Consider the following 17,296-nt stretch of genomic DNA (forward strand, 5'->3'; position numbering starts at 1 on the left):
ACAGAATTCTGATCAGGAAAAAATATTTATAATGATAAACAAATTATTACTCATTATAAAGATCTTATCAATAGAGGCGGACCTGAGTCCGCCTTATTCATATCTCTATTTAGTTAGGTTCTAGCCAAAACATACAATATTCTCTCGCTGATTTTGCCGGTAGCGAAGATTTTTTATAGAAAAATAACAATATTTAAAATTCATGTATTTGTGGCATAAAATAGATGTTTTTATATTTTACGGCAGATAAAATCTTTGCGTCTTTGTGATTAACCAACAATACCAATTATTTGCCTAAGTTATTTTCTCTGTTTGCTAAATGATGCCATTAAATAAAACAGAAACGGCAATATAAACAAAGATCCCAATAGTAGAGCCCATCCCAGTGCTGAAATGGTTTTAGGGGCTGCCACGTGTTCTAATAATGAAAGATGCTGGCCGTTACCGAATAATATAATATTCGGATTATGCTGATAAGTAGCTGCTACCAAAATCATAATCACCTGAAATCCAGCTAATGCTCTTACAGGAAGTAGTTTTCGGGTATTCATCGCTTTTAAAATAAGAAATAGACAAATAGTTGCAAAAACCGTAGCCATAATTCCTAAAGGTTTCGAGAAAACCCACATTAACAAAGGAATATCTGAAATATAAGCGGTTAAAAATACCAAAAGACCAGTGATTACAACGAAAATCATCGTTTGTTTTGATTTTTTGATCATTAAACCTAATTCCAAGCGGTCGGTTGTTTCTCTCAAAGCAAATACAGAAGCGAGATAGGCACAAATTGAAATGGTAAATAATCCTACGGCAACGCCGAACCAATTCAGCCAGCTGAAAATATATAAGTCTAAAAATCCAGTAGCATCCGGATTGATGGAATGAGAAACCGTTGCGGCCGCAATTAATCCCAAGAAAAATGGAGTCAGCAAACTTGAAAAATAGAAGATCTGTGCATAAACATGTTGCCAGTCGTCTTTCACCGCATCATAATGTCTGAAAGTGAAAGCGGTTCCTCTGGCAATAATTCCAACTAACATTAAAACCAAAGGAATATGTAAATAGGTTGAAAGAGTCGTATAAATCTCAGGAAAACCGACAAACAGAATGACGATCGCTATGATCAGCCACATGTGATTAGCCTCCCAAACCGGGGCAATGGATTCGTACATAATCTCCTTTGTCTTGTCACGGGCCCTTTTTTTCGTAAAAAGTTCCACAATTCCTGCTCCGAAATCTGCTCCGCCCAAGATCACATAAAGACAAATGGATAACCAGAGAAAACCTATAACTACGTAAATCATGATTTTTTGTTTTTAGGGTTAAACTGAGAGTCCGTAGGATCGTATAATCTCGGAACCATCTGGATCTGTCGTCTTAGTAAGAAAATAATAACGATTGATAAGGAAACGAAAATAGCCGTGAAAAAGTAAAATGAATACTGAATTCCCGGCATTGGAGTTACCGCGTCTGCCGTTCTCATAATTCCGTAAATAATCCAGGGCTGTCTTCCCACCTCTGTGACGGTCCAGCCTGCTTCCAGTGCAATATATCCAAATGGGGTTGCGATTAAAAAGGTTTTCAGCAACCAGTTTTTTGTGAGCCATTCTTTCTTAAAATAGGTGGCATATAAGAAAATAGCACCTATCATGATCATAACAACACCAAAAAAGATCATGATCTGAAAAGCGTAATGTACCACAGGCACCGGTGGCCATTCATCTTTTGGAAAATCATTCAGCCCCTTTACTTCATGGTCAAAATCATTGGCCACTAAGAAACTCAGCACTTTTGGAATTTTTAGTGCGTATTTTATTTCCCCTTTTTCTTCGTCAGGAATTCCGCCGATTACAAAAGAAGCGCCTTTTTCGGTTTCGAAATGGGCTTCCATGGCCGCTAGTTTAATCGGTTGTCTTTCCGCCACAGATTTTGCCGCAACATCACCGCTCAAAGGAGCCCCAAACGCTCCGATTAAAGCAAATCCGGCTGCTATTTTAAATGCTTTGGTGTGAAATTCTACATTCTTTTTTCTCATAATTAGATAAGCGTGAACTCCTGCAACGGCAAAACCGGTCGCACAAAATGCAGCAACGGTCATGTGCAGGGCCTGTGGAAACCAGGCCTCATTAAACATCGCTTTCATAGGATCTATATTTAAGTATTGCCCATCTGCATAATCAAATCCGGCAGGGGAATTCATCCACGCATTGGCGGCAACCACTAAAATCCCGGAAGCCAAACCGCTTAAACCCACTAAAAAACCACAAAACCAGTGGAACCATTTATTAAATCTGTCCCATCCGTATAGAAAAAAGCCGATGGCGATGGCTTCAATAAAGAAAGCGGTGCCTTCCAAAGAAAAAGGCATTCCGAAAATCGGACCGGCATGTTTCATAAATTCCGGCCAGAGAAGTCCGAGTTCAAAAGAAAGCATCGTTCCTGAAACAGCTCCCACGGCGAAGAGAATAGCAACACCTTTGCTCCAGGCTTTGGTAAGCCCCTTGTAGACTTCATTGTTTGTTTTTAAGTATTTCCAGTGTGCAAACGCCATTAGAAAGGGCATTACCATCCCTACACACGAAAATATGATATGAAACCCCAACGACATTGCCATCTGCGCGCGGGCTGCTAGAAAATCATCCATAATATCAACTTTTGAGTAAATAAATGTAAGCATAAATTAGAGATTTCAGCATGATTTACAACAGTTATGATTTAAATAATAGGTTTTAACTTTGTTATCTTTTAAAATGAATGGCTTCACTTTTTTGCCTGAAAAAACACTGTTTTTTTGACATATTTTAACTTTCATACCTCGAAAAAAATCACGATATTTGTGAGTCTTTGCTTTACGCAGGATTTTTAATATTTGATATGAGTCAGAAACAATATACAGCTAGTAGTATTCAGGCATTGGAAGGAATGGAGCACGTTCGTATGCGTCCTTCAATGTACATTGGTGATGTGGGAGTTAGAGGTCTCCATCATTTGGTTTATGAAGTAGTAGATAACTCTATTGACGAGGCGTTGGCAGGATACTGCGACACGATCTTTGTCAGCATTAAAGAAGGAAACGGAATCGAGGTTAGCGATAACGGTAGAGGTATCCCGGTTGACTTCCACGAAAAGGAACAAAAATCTGCTCTTGAGGTTGTCATGACAAAAATCGGAGCCGGAGGTAAGTTCGATAAAGATTCTTATAAGGTTTCCGGTGGTCTTCACGGAGTTGGGGTATCGTGTGTGAACGCGCTTTCCAATGAAATGATCACTACGGTTTACAGAGACGGTAACGTTTATCAGCAGATATATTCAAAAGGTAAAGCACAAACAGGTGTTGAAGAGATTGGCCACAGCGAGAACAGAGGAACCAAGCAGTTTTTCCAGCCGGATGATACAATCTTCACAGAGTTGGTGTATAATTATGATACATTGGCAAACCGTTTAAGAGAGCTTTCTTACCTTAATAAAGGAATTACAATTACACTTACAGACGAAAGAGAAAAATTGGAAGATGATACTTTCAAAACAGAAGTTTTCCATTCTGAAGGTGGTTTAAAAGAATTCGTTGCTTATATCGACGGAAACCGTGAATCGATCATGGAACACGTAATTTTCATGGAAGGTGAAAGAGACGATATTCCGGTTGAGGTGGCGATGCGTTACAACACATCATTCAACGAAAATCTTCACTCTTACGTTAATAATATCAATACTCACGAAGGAGGTACTCACCTGGCAGGTTTCAGACGTGCTTTAACGAGAACGCTTAAGAAATACGCAGATGAACTAGGACTTCCTGCAAAAGAAAAAGTGGAAATTACCGGGGATGACTTCCGTGAAGGTTTAACAGCAGTAGTTTCTGTAAAAGTAATGGAACCTCAGTTTGAAGGACAGACCAAAACAAAATTAGGAAACTCTGAAGTTTCTGGTGCTGTAGATAAGATTGTAGGGGAGATGCTGACGAACTTCTTAGAAGAAAACCCTAACGAAGCGAAGCTGATTGTACAAAAGGTTGTGTTGGCTGCAAAGGCTAGACAGGCTGCGAAAAAAGCTCGTGAAATGGTTCAGAGAAAATCTCCGCTGGGAGGTTCCGGGCTTCCGGGAAAATTGTCTGACTGTTCATCAAAAAATCCGGCAGAATCTGAGATATTCCTTGTAGAGGGAGATTCCGCGGGTGGAACGGCAAAACAAGGTCGTGACCGATTTTTCCAGGCAATTCTTCCGTTAAGAGGTAAAATTTTGAACGTTGAGAAATCAATGCTTCACAAAGTTTATGACAACGAAGAGATCAAGAATATTTATACTGCTTTAGGTGTTTCTGTTGGTACAGAAGAAGATAGCAAAGCATTGAATATGGCGAAGTTGAGATATCACAAGATCGTAATCATGACCGATGCTGATATTGATGGTTCTCACATTTCTACGTTGATCTTAACATTCTTCTTCAGATATATGAAGGAATTGATTGAGAACGGATATATCTATATCGCTCAACCGCCTTTATATCTATTGAAAAGAGGTAATAAAAAACAATATGCTTACAACGAAAAAGAACGTGAGCAATTTACTTTAGAGATGTCTCCGGATGGAAAAGGTGTTGAAATTCAACGTTATAAAGGTCTTGGAGAGATGAACCCGGAGCAGCTTTGGGAAACTACTCTAAACCCTGAACACAGAATTTTGAAGCAGGTTACCATTGATAATGCTGTAGAAGCAGACAGTGTATTCTCTATGTTGATGGGGGATGAGGTTCCACCAAGAAGAGAGTTTATCGAGAAAAATGCTAAATATGCTAAGATTGATGCATAATTAAAATGCTTTCAATATAAAATTAAAAAGACTTCAGAAATGGAGTCTTTTTTTATGGGATTTGTTGAACAATTAATTTTAAACATATCATAAATTTATTATTTTTGTCCAATTATATTAACCATGATGAAAATGTTTTTTCTCGGGGCACTTTCTACAGCCTCACTTTATTTCGCTCAGACTTATCCTGCATCAGCCATTCCGGAAAATTTAAAGAAAAATGCTAATGTTGTGGTCAGAAAAGATTTTACCACCATTAATATTAATAAAATTGATGAAGTAAAATATCAGATCAATACCGTAACAACCGTTTTAAATAAAGATGGAAACTCCAAGGCCATTGCGTATATTCCTTATGAAAAAGGCGATCATATTTCTGATATTAAAGCCACTGTCTATGATGAGCAGGGGAAAAAAGTAAAGAGTTTTTCGAAGTCCGATTTTGGTGATTTTGCCAATAATACACAAGGTGTTTTTTATTCGAACAGTAGAGTGTTAGCTTTGTCTTACACACCGACTCAATATCCTTATACTATTGATTTTTCGTATCAGATAACGAATGAAAATACGGTTTTCATACCTGATTTTGTACCTTTTTCATCTACCAATACTTCGTTGGAAGATGCTCAGTTTAAAATTATTAATAAATCAGGAATTGAACTGAAAACGAAAACCTATCCTTCAAAATATAATTACACTTCGGTAACAGAAAGTGATAATGCAGGAGAAAAAACTTTCAGTTATAAAAATGTACCTGCGATCGTTGATGCTTTGATGTTGCCAAAGCCTGTAAAAATTTTACCTAAAGTAAGTTTTGCTTTAACGAAATTCAACCTAGAAGGAAAACAGGGAAATGTCAGCAGCTGGAAAGATTTCGGATCTTGGTATTACAACAGTATTTTACAGCCGGTATCGGTCTCCACTCCTGCAATTAAGGCGGAAGTAGCAGCTTTAAATCTACAGGGAACTACAGAAGAGAAAGTAAAGAAGATTTACCAACACATGCAGGCAAAAACACGATATATTTTTGTGGCATTAGGAATTGGCGGATGGCAGCCGATGCTTCCAGATGAGGTTCAGAAAAAGGGTTATGGAGATTGTAAAGGTCTTACCAATTATATGAAAACTTTGTTAGATGAAGCGGGAATTCCATCAAATTATTGTGTCATCAATTCGAATGCTTCAGAAGTTTCTTTTGATCCTGAATTTCCGAAAATGGGTGGAAATCACGTTATTTTGATGGTTCCGACCGATAAAGGAAGTATTTGGCTGGAAAATACGTCTCAGCAAATGGCTTTCAATCATTTAAGTTACAGCACGACAGATCGAAACGTGCTTTCGGTGACTAAAAACGGAATTGATATTATCGAAACACCTTCTTATAAAGCCGAGCAAAATAAAGAATCTCAGAAACTGAATATTAAGCTGAATGAAGATAACAGCATAAATGGTGACGGAAAATTTGCTTATACCGGAAGTCAGTATGATTATAGTTTAGGCTTTGCTTATATGTCTCCGAAGGAAAAAAATGACGCTTTTAAAGACAGAATAGATATTCTGAATTTTGAAAAAGTGGAGATGAAAAACTACACGAACGACAGGGATAAAGCCGTTTCGAATTTTGATATTGATTTTAAAGCAAATAATTATTCAAAAAGTATGGGAAGTAGTTTGATGTTCAGAGCGGTTCCTATTTATGCGAATAATTTTTATAAATCTGATGAAAGCCGCGAACTTCCTTTTGAGATCCGTCAGTCATTTAACGATGAATATGAAATTAATTATGCGCTTCCAAAAAACTATAAAGTTGATGAAGTTCCTGAAGATGTGATGATTAATTCTGAATTCGGAACTTATAAATTAAGTTTTGTAAAAAATGATGAAGGAGTAAAAGTCACAAGAAGCATTAAAGTAAATAAAGGAATTTTCCCTAAAGAAAAATATAATGACTATGTGAGCTTCAGAAAGAAGACTTTAAACAACGATAACTCGAAAATTTTAATTACGAAAATATAAAGATGAAAAAAATAATAGTAGGTGCTTTCTGTTCATTAAATGTATTATTGGTGGAGGCTCAGAAGCATGAATTCTTAGATTTTCCGAAGTTCAATGAGGCAGATCTTTCAAAAACCAAATCGGAACTTGATGAAAATGCTCCAGCTGAGATTTTATATAAATCTGTTCATTTTAATGTTGATACCAATACCGGAAATCTTAGAAAAACAGCTTTTTACCGAGTTAAAATTTATGATAAAGACAAGGTTGAGGACTGGTTGAACCTTGAAATTCCTTTATATCAGAACAAAAGCAATAGAGAAACTTTGGAAAAAGTGAAAGCTTTTACCTATAACCTCGAAAACGGAGCCGCAGTTTCCACAAAAGTAGATAGAAGCTCCAAATATAAAAGCCGGGAAAGTAAGAACGTTACGGTAACCAAATTTGCTTTTCCTAATGTGAAAAACGGATCGGTAATTGAGTACCAATACGAGGTTGTTTCCCCCTTTTTATATGCCATTCCGCAGATCTTGATAGAATCTGATACACCGTCTCTTTACACTGAATATGTTCTGGATGCACCAACTAATATTTCTTATAACGTAAATTACACAGGTTCTTTGAATCCGAAATACAGAATGGTGGAAGAAAAAATGCTGTATGGGATGAGCCACAGAACCTACCGGTTCGGCTATGAGAATCTGAAAGGCTTTAAAACGGAAAGGTTTGTAAAAAACGACAGGAATTTCAGGACTAAGATCAGTGCTGAGCTTCATTCCACCAATTTCAGAGAGCTTAAACTGTACTCTTCTTCGTGGGAAAAGATCAAGGATAAATTATATGAAGATGAAGATTTCGGTGGTGAGCTGAAGAAGACTAAACTGGCAAAGGAAAATATGCCGACTCTTTCAGGACTGACTACCGATATTGAAAAAGCAAATGCTATTTTTAAATATGTAAAAAATACCTTCACCTGGAATAAAGACCGAGGAATTTATACCGAGGACGGAATAAAAAAACTATTGGAAACAAAAACAGGAAATGCCGCAGAAATCAATCTTTTTCTGGTGATGTTGCTAAGGGAAGCTGGCTTGAAAGCGGATCCGGTCATTATTTCTACCGTAGATAATGGGTTGATCAATCTGGTATCTCCAAGTGTTACCAGCACTAACTTTGTGATTGCTGCCATCAATACAAATGAAGGTATTCACGTATTTGATGCTACCTCGAAGCAGTCGAATATCGATGATCTGCCTCCGAGAGACTGGAATGAATACGGAATTCTGATCGCGAAAGACAAAGTACAGCAAATGCAGCTGGTGAATGCTACGTCAAGCTTTACACATCTTACAACAAAGGCAAAGATTAATGAGGATGGAAGCATTTCGGGAACTTATGCAGATCGTGATACGGGAGCTTTTGCGATGTTTGCCAAAGAAAGCTACGATGAAAATACGGATAAATACAAAAAGCAGTATAAAGAAAATTTTTCCATTGATTTTAATAATATTGATTCAAAAGTACTTGAAAACGGAGATTTTGAAAGTACCATGACTTTTTCTTCAGATCATCTGATTGATAGAGTCGGAAAGAAAATGATTATTAATCCGATGCTTTTCATGAATAAAAACTCCAATGAGTTTGACCAGGCCGACGCCCGTAAATTTAAGATTGATTTTATCGCACCTTACACAAAAGTGAAAAAGGTGATTCTCGAAATTCCTGAGGGATATGCGATTGAAGAAATGCCTAAAAGCAAAAAAATAGTAACCGATGATAAAGAAATAGAGTACAGCTATGTGGCGGAGCAGAAAGGTAATACACTGGAAGTTATTTCTACGGTGAAAGTGGCGAGTGCAGATTATCCGAAAGAATATTATCCTGCATTCAAACAGATCTGGGGAGTAGCTTCGAAAAGTGAAAACCAGGTGATCAGTCTTGTTAAAAAATAAGTTGGGAACCTACTTTTTTAATATAATTTAGAAAATATTTCAAAACCATTCATTTTTTGAATGGTTTTTGCTTATGTAATGAAAATTAAAAATTATGAAAAATACAGTTGCGGTTATCGCACTATCTTCCTTCTTTATTTTTTCAGCTTGTAAGAAAACGGAAAACCAAAATACCGCTATTGAAACGGCCGAAGCAAAACCGGAGCAATTTGTAGTAGATTCTGTAAGCATCAATGATTCTATCAATATAAGTGATTCCCTTCAATTGAAGTTCAGTTCTAAAATGTTGGTTTTTCCTTCAATTAATGATAAAAGTTTGTTAGACAGTATTTATATGAAGAAAAATGTGAGTGATTTTTCCAAAACTGGACTTCAAAACTTACTTCAGGGAGAGAAAAACAGTTATTTTGAAAGTGTAAGAAAAGATTCTAAAGATTGGCTTTCAGATATTACTTTTCGGGAGGAGTGGTATGAAGATAACAGGATGAAACTTGTTTCTCATGCTAATGATTATCTTCATATCCGGTATTATGGAGGTTCTTATTCAGGTGGTGCACATGATAATTACGCCTATATGGAAAGGGTTTTTGATTTAAAAAATTCTAAAAAACTGGAATTAAAAGATATTACCTCAATGCCTTCAGTTAAAATTGAAGAATTATTAAAGAAAAATATCAATAAGATAAACAGTGGAACGACTGATGAAAATGGAGGAGTCAATAATTCTGAGATGTTGTTAGTAGATAAAATTCCGGCGACGGCGAATTTTTATTTTGATGATAAAAATCTGTATTTCCATTACAGTCCTTATGAAATTGCGGCTTTTGCAGCAGGTGATATCGAAATTCCTATTTCATGGGAAGAGCTGAAAGGTACGCTGAATACTGAATTTAAAGAAAGAATGAAAATTAAATAAACTTTAATGCTTCCAATCAGGGAGCATTTTTTATTTTTGTGGCAATGGAAAAAGTAGCTTTTATCATCAATCCTTTTTCGGCGAAAAAAAACTATCAGCCGTTTTTAAACGAACTTAAAAACAAGGTTGATCGTCCTTTATATTATATCTCAGAATCGATTCCCGGAACGGATGAGTTTATTAAAGAACATTTTGATCATACCGATATTTTTGTGGCGATTGGAGGCGATGGAACGATTTCTACCGTAGCGAAAAGTTTAATTAATACCGATAAAATTCTGGCTATTTTTCCGGCAGGTTCAGGAAACGGATTTTCTAATGAAACCCAGTTCAGTAAAAACCTGGATGAACTTTTAGAAAAGTTAAAGGCAAAAAAATCCAGAAAGATCGATACGTTTACGGTAAATCACCGACTTTCGATCAATGTTTCAGGCACCGGATTTGACGGAAAAGTGGTCAAAGAGTTTGAAAAAACAAACCGTGGATTTAAAAATTATATTAAAGTTTCCCTGAAAACATTTTTCAATTATAAACCCATTAAGCTTAAGTTTTTTGATGAAGCTTATCAGAAGTACAACGGAAAATACCTGATGGTCAATATTGCGAACACCCGCCAGTTCGGGAATAACGCCTATATTGCGCCTCATGCAAGCAAAAGTGATGGCTTGGTAGATATGGTTTTGGTGAAAAAATTTCCGTTGACTTATTCACCGCTTTTTGCCTTCAGAATGTTCACAAAAAAACTGAAAGAGGATGATTATATCACTTATCTTCCGGTTTCAGAGGTTGAGTTTAAGGTCAATACCAAAAACTGGCATCTCGACGGCGAATTTAATAAAATAAAATCTCCGGTTCATGTGAAAGTGCAGCCTTCGAGTTTGAATATTTTGATTTGATTACAGTAATATTTATTTAATTTAAACTGAAAATAAAGAAGTTACTCTTTGATTTAATCCAATAAAATAAAACATACAATTTGTCATTGCATAGGAATCTAAGCTCTATTTTTATCAAGAAAATTTAATATACATCACAAATCAAAAAACGTTATATACTTTGAAGTTTATAACGTTTTTGATTTTGTAATTATTTAAAGGCTAAACCTCCAACTTCTTTTCCACCTCATAAGGATGATCCAGACAATAATGCAGCTGGTCTTTATCCAATTGTTTTTCCCAGTTGGCAACCACAACAGTCGCTACAGAATTGCCAATAACGTTGGTTAAGGCACGGCATTCACTCATAAATTTATCGATTCCCAAAATTAAAGTCATTCCGGCAATCGGAATTTCAGGAACTACCGCGAGTGTTGCAGCTAAGGTTACAAAACCGGCGCCTGTAACGCCTGCCGCTCCTTTAGAACTTAACATCGCTACTAAAAGCAGCATGATCTGTTTCTCAATCGGAAGATGAATATTTAGTCATTCCTTAAAAACCAAGTAATATTTTGATTATCAGTTTTATGCACTTATATTTCGTAAAAAATCGTTGTAAAAAATTGCAATAAATTGTATTTTTAGGATATAAAAAGTGGCAAAATGTTAGGCAAAATAAGAGAGGATTTACAGCAGAATTTATTCAAGACCAGGCTTACGGAGCTTATTAATATGGAGCATCCGGTGGTAAAATTAGCTGGGGAGATTTCCTGGGATAAAATGGAGTCAGAGTTTGAGAAATTATTTTCAGAAAACGGAAGACCTTCTATTGCTATCCGTAAAATAGCAGGAATGCTTTTGCTCAAGGAAATGTTTAAAGAAAGTGATGAAAGTGTAATAGAGAGATGGATTGAGAATGCGTATTGGCAATATTTTACCGGAGAAACCTTTTTCCAGACAGAGCAGCCTTTCGATCCGAGCAATTTTGTACACTTCAGAAAAAGAATTGGAGATAAGGGTTTGGAATTTCTTTTGGGACAAAGCGTTTCTCTCCATCCCAAAGCCAAAACAGAAGATGAAGTTCAGGTAGATACGACGGTTCAGGAGAAGAACATTACCTTTCCTACCGATGCCAAATTAGCAAAAAAAGTAATCGACAATTGTAGAAAAATAGCAGAAAAAGAGAGCGTTGTACAAAGACAAAGCTACAGAAGAGTGAGCAAACAATTATTGCGGGACGCTTTTTTTGGACATCATCCCAGAAGACAGAAGAAGGCAAAAATGGCGAGGAAAAAGCTCAGGACGATTGGTAAAAGAGTTCTTCGGGAATTGGAAAGAAAACTTCCTAAAGATGTTTTGAAAGGCTACGAAGACGTTTTTAAAATTTACCTTAAAGCACTCACCCAAGAACGTACCACGAAAGATAAAATTTACAGTCTTCACGAGCCACAAGTTGCGTGTATTGCGAAAGGAAAATCGGGAAAAGCATACGAGTTTGGGACAAAAGTAGCAGTAGTAAGAGGTCGGAAAACAGGGATCATCAGCTCGGTAAAGAGATTTTCTGGCAATCCTCACGATAGTAAAACTCTTGAAGAATCATTGGCACAGAGTGAGAGGGTAAGAAAATCCGTTGGCGGAACAAGACCTACGAAAGCCACTACAGACAGAGGATTTAAAGGAATCAAAGAAGTGGAAGGAACAGCAATTTTGCTTCCCGCAAAAAAAGAAAAAACAAAATATGGGCAACAAGTAGCCAGATTAAGATTCCGGGCAAGAGCAGCCATAGAACCTTGTATCTCTCATTTAAAAAGAAACCACTCCTTAGGATTAAACTTCCTGAAAGGAGTGGCTGGAGATATTAATAATGCATTATTAGCAGGGATTGGATACAATTTGAAGATGAGATTGAATCAAATCAAACAACAAATTCTTCTTTGGCTCGAACTTGTTCTCCGAATCTTTTTAGGCAAATATAATTTTCAAAGTCAAAAAACAGCTTTTTAAGGAGCGACTATTTAATGCCTGTGCGATAAAAAGTGAAGCCAGCGTCATGTAGATATTGGTGCCGTCAAGGTTAAAAGAATATCCGGTAGGAATTACTAGACCTACGATTGCTCTTTAGCATCCCGCTTTCTCAAGCTTTTCCATAATTCCGGGAAGGGCAGATTCTGAAGAACTGGTTCCCAATACCAAAAGAAGTTCTTCTTTGAGATAATACATCAGTTTGAAAATATTGAAACCGTTGTACCAGGCAACTGCGCCTAAGACCAAAACAACAAAGAGGGCAGAGGTAATATAAAATGTTCCGACCAAATAGATGAGATTCAGTACAGAATGAAGTCCGTATTTTCCGATGGTAAACGCCATTGCTCCGAATGCTCCGATGGGAGCCAGCTTCATCAGCATGTGAACGATTTTAAAAACGGGGGTGGAAAGATCCTGAAGAAAATCAGTCACTTTCTGGCTTTTTTCTTTGGTTAAAACTAAAGCAGTTCCCATTAATATAGCTACCAGAAGAACCTGTAGAATATTTTCACCGACCAGCGGACTGAACAGAGTTTCAGGGATAATATTCATGATAAATCCTGTCAATGTAGATTCATGCGCCTTTTGCTGATATTGGGAAACATCTCCTGATAACGTTGAAGGATCAATATTTAAACCATGCCCAGGCTGCAGAATATTTCCGACGACTAATCCTATAATTAAAGCCAGTGTCGAAAAGGTAATGAAGTAGATCATGGCTTTGATGGCAATTCTTCCTACCTTTTTAAGGTCGGTCATGTGGGCAATTCCCAATGTCAGAGTAATGAAGATGACCGGGGCGATGATCATTTTAACGAGTTTAATGAAGCCGTCCCCCAAAGGTTTCATTTTTTCGCCAAGTTCAGGATAAAATTTGCCTAAAAGAATTCCGGCTACAATAGCAATAATAACCTGAAAGTAAAGTTGTTGATAGATTTTTTTTGCCTTCAAAATGAAAGTTTTTATTTTTTGAAGGGCGAAAATTAAGAAAATTAACTTTAAAATATGACAAAAGTCATAAAAAGTTTCGGCGGAGCTGAAAGCTCCGCCGAAACGTATATTTTTTATTACACCTAAAAGGTTTTAGCTATTCTACCGCCACAGAATCATCACCACGCCCGTCGGCAACGGCATGAATCGTTCCGTTTTCATCGATGGTAATGACTTCCGTTTTCCCGATATGGTCTACACGTTCAGGTTTATACCCTAGTTTTTCAAGATCTTTAATGATGTTTTCAGGGAAATTCTTTTCATAGGTTACCGTTTCCGGCAGCCATTGATGATGAAATTTCGGAGCGTTCACCGTAATATTGGCATTCAGTTTAAAATCAACAACATTGACGATGGACTGATATACAGAGGTGGGAATGGTTGTTCCTCCCGGAGTTCCCACGACCATATAAGGTTTTCCGTTTTTCAAAAGGATGGTCGGTGTCATGGAAGAAAGCATTCTTTTGTTGGGTTGAATAGAATTGGCTTCACCTCCAACAGCCCCGAACATGTTCGGAACACCGGGTTTGATCGAAAAGTCATCCATTTCATTGTTCAGGAAAAATCCGGCACCCGAAACGAGAACTTTACTTCCGTAATATCCGTTTAAGGTCGTCGTTACAGAAGCTGCATTTCCATCTTTATCCAATACAGAAATATGAGTGGTTTGCGTAGATTCGTTAGGTTGTTTGATAATTTTTCCCACTTCAGCACTTGGTGTTGCTTTATTGAAGCTGAAGCTTTTCCACCGGTTTTTTAAATATTCATCAGAAATCAAATAGGATGTTTTGTCTTTAATAAAGTCGGGATCTCCCATATATTCAGCACGATCGGCATAGGCTCTTCTTTCCGCTTCCACCATTATCTGAACCGCTTCTTTGGAATTTTGCTGATATTTTTCAAGGTTTTCAAAACTCGCCATTCTCAACATTTGAGCCAAAAGAACTCCGCCGCTTGAAGGCAAAGGCATCGAAACGACATTGCTTCCTTTATATTCAAATTCCAGTGCTTTTCTTTCCGCTACCTTATAGTTTTTAAGGTCTTCCAGCGTAATAATTCCGTTTCCTCTTTTCATTTCAGCCACTAAAAGGTTGGCTGTTTTTCCTTCATAAAATCCTTTGGCGCCCTGTTTTTGAATTAATTTTAAGGTTTCAGCCAAATCTTTCTGCACCAGAATATCACCTCCTTTCCAAGGGGTATCCTTCACAAAAATAATAGGAGACTGATTGTGCTTAACAAATTTTTCCCTTTGAGAATTAAGCATATTCGCTTCAAGATCAGTAATAGCAAACCCTTTTTCAGCCAAATCAATAGCTGGCTGAATAATTTTTTCCATAGGAAGCTTACAGTATTTTAAGGTTGCATAAAATCCCGCAATACTTCCCGGAATTCCCACTGCCAGTCTTCCATTTTGAGAAAGATCGGTGTTGGCTTTCCCGTTTTTATCGATATACATATCATGGGAAGCTTTCTTCGGAGCTGTTTCCCGGTAATCAATCGTGAATTTTTCACCATTATTTTTCACCCCAACTAAAAATCCTCCACCTCCAATATTTCCGGCTTGAGGATACACCACCGCCAGTGCATATTGGGTCGCAACGATGGCATCATAGGCATTTCCGCCCATTTTCATCACTTTTGCTCCGGCTTCACTTGCCAGAGGATGCGCTGATACTACCACGCCTTTATTTTTTACCTTAACTTCCTTTACAATATTGATGTCTGTGTACTGTGCTGATACCGATTGGGTTGCAAGTACCAATAGAAATATATACTTCTTCATGATAAAAATTATACCCGAATTTACAATTTTGTTTTAAGATAGGAGGTAAAATATTTATTTTTGCTCAGATCAAATAAATAGAATAAAATGGAATCTTATACGGAAAGAATACTGATTACAGGTGCACTGGGCCAGATTGGCACCGAACTTACGAACAGACTTGTGGAGATGCACGGCGCTGAAAATGTGGTTGCTTCAGGTCTTGACAGATGGCAGAAAGGGATAACTGCGGCAGGTCATTACGAAAGAATGGACGTTACCAATACTCAACTGGTAAGACAGGTGATTAAAGACTATGAGATCACGACAGTGTATCATTTGGCTTCATTATTGTCCGGAACTTCAGAGAAGCAGCCAATTTTCGCTTGGAAATTAAATCTTGAACCTCTGCTTCATTTTTGTGAAATGGCAAAAGAAGGGCTTCTTAAAAAGATTTTCTGGCCAAGTTCAATTGCGGTTTTTGGGAAAGGAATTCCAAAGCATGATGTAGCTCAGGATGTTGTTTTAAATCCTACAACGGTGTATGGTATTTCTAAAATGGCAGGCGAGAAGTGGTGCGAATATTATTTCGACAAGCATGGAGTAGATGTAAGAAGTATCAGATATCCTGGTTTGATTTCATGGAAGACTCCGGCAGGTGGTGGAACTACCGACTACGCGGTTGAGATTTTTTATGAAGCCATTGAGGAAGGAAAGTATACAAGTTTCATTTCCGAAGATACAGGAATGCCGATGTTGTATATGGATGATGCCATCAACGCAACGTTGAAATTAATGGAGGCTCCGGCAGAAAATCTTACGGTTCGTTCATCTTATAATTTGGGTGGAATGTCATTTACTCCAAAAGAACTGGCGGAAGAAATAAAGAAAGAAATTCCTGAATTTACGATCGATTATAAACCAGATTTCAGACAGCAGATTGCGGATTCCTGGCCAGCTTCAATTGATGATTCTGTGGCTAAAAAAGATTGGGGACTGTCTTACGATTTCGGAATTTCTGAAATGTCTAAAGATATGATCAAGAATTTGAGAGTAAAATTAGGTAAGGATTAATTATATAAAGTAAAGATTTAAGCATTTGCATTTTTAACATCTGATTATTAATTAAATATAAATTTTATTTAAACTTTAATTTAAATGATATTATTAACTTTTAACATCGCAAATATCGAAGCCGAAACTAAAAATGGTTTTGAAATTTCTGGTGCGCAAAGGTTAAGCATCACAGAAAATAATACGAAGGCGATTCTTAGAATCTTAGATCTTCACGAAACAAAAGCCAGTTTTTTTATAGAGATTTCTATTGTCGAAAAACTGCAAAACTTAATAAAAGCAATTTCATCCAAAGGGCATGAAATTGCTTTTTATAATAAAAACTCCAGCCTTCAGGAAATTGAAACGGCAAAGAAACTGACTCAGGATTTTTTAGAAAAACAAATTCGGGGAATTCGCCAAAAAGATTGTAAACTTCCTTTTGAAGAATTGAAATCGTTAGAATTTAATTACGTTTCCAATATCGATAATGCGAATATTCTTTTTCCTTTTAAACGTTTAAAAAGAGATACGGAAATCAGTGAAGAAAACGGATTGAGTATTGTCCCGGAAAGTATTTCGCCATACAGTCAGTTGCCATATAATGATTTTGTGTTTCAGGTTTTGCCGACGAAGTATTATGAGAATATGGTTTTTGAAACTTTGAAAAATGACGGCTTTGTTTTGATTTATCTTAATGTCTGGCAATTCACAGATTTCAGCACGTATCCATTTGATATTCCTTTTTACCGAAGACGAAATTCAGGCAAAAAAATGGAGGACAAATTAGATGCCCTCCTTGCTTGGTTCAACGAGAAGGAGATGGCTACTTCGCGTATGAAAGATTATATTTTTTAGGTTGCAGGAATTAGGTTTTAGTTCGTAGGTTAGAAACTTTAAACTTTAAATCAAAAACTCT

Annotated in this window: 14 protein-coding genes; 8 read left to right on the plus strand and 6 right to left on the minus strand. The window is 36.9% G+C overall.

Annotation, left to right across the window (positions count from 1 at the left end; translation table 11 throughout):
* Positions 1–299: 299 nt before the first annotated feature.
* Positions 300–1,304: a cytochrome d ubiquinol oxidase subunit II gene (locus tag VUJ46_RS22725; RefSeq protein ID WP_326982930.1), complete on the minus strand. Its 1,005-nt coding sequence runs from the start codon at positions 1,302–1,304 to the stop codon at positions 300–302.
* The gene (locus VUJ46_RS22730; RefSeq protein WP_326985125.1) at positions 1,301–2,644 is read right to left on the minus strand and encodes a cytochrome ubiquinol oxidase subunit I; all 1,344 of its coding nucleotides are present in this window, start codon (positions 2,642–2,644) and stop codon (positions 1,301–1,303) included. Before VUJ46_RS22730 ends, VUJ46_RS22725 begins: the two co-directional genes overlap by 4 nt.
* Before the next feature lie 230 nt (positions 2,645–2,874).
* Between VUJ46_RS22730 and gyrB the strand changes: the two genes are divergently transcribed.
* From gyrB to VUJ46_RS22755, 5 genes are all read left to right on the plus strand, one after another.
* Positions 2,875–4,809: a DNA topoisomerase (ATP-hydrolyzing) subunit B gene (gene gyrB, locus VUJ46_RS22735; protein ID WP_326982931.1), complete on the plus strand. Its 1,935-nt coding sequence runs from the start codon at positions 2,875–2,877 to the stop codon at positions 4,807–4,809.
* Between the two features lie 123 nt (positions 4,810–4,932).
* A complete protein-coding gene (locus VUJ46_RS22740; RefSeq protein ID WP_326982932.1) occupies positions 4,933–6,825 on the plus strand; it encodes a DUF3857 domain-containing protein in 1,893 nt (630 codons plus the stop codon).
* Positions 6,826–6,827: 2 nt separating this feature from the next.
* Positions 6,828–8,756, plus strand: a complete 1,929-nt coding sequence (locus VUJ46_RS22745; RefSeq protein ID WP_326982933.1) for a DUF3857 domain-containing protein — start codon at positions 6,828–6,830, stop codon at positions 8,754–8,756.
* 94 nt (positions 8,757–8,850) lie between these two features.
* Positions 8,851–9,672, plus strand: a complete 822-nt coding sequence (locus VUJ46_RS22750) for an RsiV family protein (RefSeq protein WP_326982934.1) — start codon at positions 8,851–8,853, stop codon at positions 9,670–9,672.
* Between the two features lie 44 nt (positions 9,673–9,716).
* On the plus strand, positions 9,717–10,568 hold the full coding sequence (locus tag VUJ46_RS22755) for a diacylglycerol/lipid kinase family protein (protein ID WP_326982935.1): 852 nt from the start codon (positions 9,717–9,719) through the stop codon (positions 10,566–10,568).
* A 201-nt stretch (positions 10,569–10,769) separates the two neighbouring features.
* Here the strand turns inward: VUJ46_RS22755 and VUJ46_RS22760 are convergent, their stop codons facing one another.
* The gene (locus tag VUJ46_RS22760) at positions 10,770–11,087 is read right to left on the minus strand and encodes a cation:dicarboxylate symporter family transporter (protein WP_326985126.1); all 318 of its coding nucleotides are present in this window, start codon (positions 11,085–11,087) and stop codon (positions 10,770–10,772) included.
* A gap of 123 nt (positions 11,088–11,210) precedes the next feature.
* Between VUJ46_RS22760 and VUJ46_RS22765 the strand changes: the two genes are divergently transcribed.
* Entirely contained in the window at positions 11,211–12,551 is a 1,341-nt protein-coding gene (locus VUJ46_RS22765) for an IS5 family transposase (RefSeq protein WP_326981209.1), read from the plus strand.
* Here the strand turns inward: VUJ46_RS22765 and VUJ46_RS22770 are convergent.
* From VUJ46_RS22770 to ggt, 3 genes are all read right to left on the minus strand, one after another.
* The gene (locus VUJ46_RS22770) at positions 12,510–12,659 is read right to left on the minus strand and encodes a cation:dicarboxylate symporter family transporter (RefSeq protein WP_326985127.1); all 150 of its coding nucleotides are present in this window, start codon (positions 12,657–12,659) and stop codon (positions 12,510–12,512) included. The two genes, VUJ46_RS22765 and VUJ46_RS22770, sit on opposite strands and share 42 nt — an antisense overlap.
* A 6-nt stretch (positions 12,660–12,665) precedes the next feature.
* Entirely contained in the window at positions 12,666–13,523 is an 858-nt protein-coding gene (locus tag VUJ46_RS22775; RefSeq protein ID WP_326982936.1) for a cation:dicarboxylate symporter family transporter, read from the minus strand.
* Positions 13,524–13,659: 136 nt separating this feature from the next.
* Positions 13,660–15,345: a gamma-glutamyltransferase gene (gene ggt / locus VUJ46_RS22780; protein WP_326982937.1), complete on the minus strand. Its 1,686-nt coding sequence runs from the start codon at positions 15,343–15,345 to the stop codon at positions 13,660–13,662.
* An 87-nt stretch (positions 15,346–15,432) separates the two neighbouring features.
* Between ggt and VUJ46_RS22785 the strand changes: the two genes are divergently transcribed.
* Positions 15,433–16,398, plus strand: coding sequence for an NAD-dependent epimerase/dehydratase family protein (locus tag VUJ46_RS22785; RefSeq protein WP_326982938.1), 966 nt, complete (start codon positions 15,433–15,435; stop codon positions 16,396–16,398).
* Positions 16,399–16,482: 84 nt separating this feature from the next.
* A complete protein-coding gene (locus VUJ46_RS22790; protein ID WP_326982939.1) occupies positions 16,483–17,235 on the plus strand; it encodes a polysaccharide deacetylase in 753 nt (250 codons plus the stop codon).
* Positions 17,236–17,296: the final 61 nt, after the last annotated feature.

Source organism: Chryseobacterium sp. MYb264 (genome assembly GCF_035974275.1).
Lineage (GTDB): Bacteria > Bacteroidota > Bacteroidia > Flavobacteriales > Weeksellaceae > Chryseobacterium.

What these genes read in the sequence shown, in the direction of transcription:
- VUJ46_RS22725 (WP_326982930.1), bottom strand. Translation starts at nt 1,304, where the DNA reads ATGATTTACGTAGTTATAGGTTTTCTCTGGTTATCCATTTGTCTTTAT.
- VUJ46_RS22730 (WP_326985125.1), bottom strand. Translation starts at nt 2,644, where the DNA reads ATGGATGATTTTCTAGCAGCCCGCGCGCAGATGGCAATGTCGTTGGGG.
- gyrB (WP_326982931.1), top strand. Translation starts at nt 2,875, where the DNA reads ATGAGTCAGAAACAATATACAGCTAGTAGTATTCAGGCATTGGAAGGA.
- VUJ46_RS22740 (WP_326982932.1), top strand. Translation starts at nt 4,933, where the DNA reads ATGATGAAAATGTTTTTTCTCGGGGCACTTTCTACAGCCTCACTTTAT.
- VUJ46_RS22745 (WP_326982933.1), top strand. Translation starts at nt 6,828, where the DNA reads ATGAAAAAAATAATAGTAGGTGCTTTCTGTTCATTAAATGTATTATTG.
- VUJ46_RS22750 (WP_326982934.1), top strand. Translation starts at nt 8,851, where the DNA reads ATGAAAAATACAGTTGCGGTTATCGCACTATCTTCCTTCTTTATTTTT.
- VUJ46_RS22755 (WP_326982935.1), top strand. Translation starts at nt 9,717, where the DNA reads ATGGAAAAAGTAGCTTTTATCATCAATCCTTTTTCGGCGAAAAAAAAC.
- VUJ46_RS22765 (WP_326981209.1), top strand. Translation starts at nt 11,211, where the DNA reads ATGTTAGGCAAAATAAGAGAGGATTTACAGCAGAATTTATTCAAGACC.
- ggt (WP_326982937.1), bottom strand. Translation starts at nt 15,345, where the DNA reads ATGAAGAAGTATATATTTCTATTGGTACTTGCAACCCAATCGGTATCA.
- VUJ46_RS22785 (WP_326982938.1), top strand. Translation starts at nt 15,433, where the DNA reads ATGGAATCTTATACGGAAAGAATACTGATTACAGGTGCACTGGGCCAG.
- VUJ46_RS22790 (WP_326982939.1), top strand. Translation starts at nt 16,483, where the DNA reads ATGATATTATTAACTTTTAACATCGCAAATATCGAAGCCGAAACTAAA.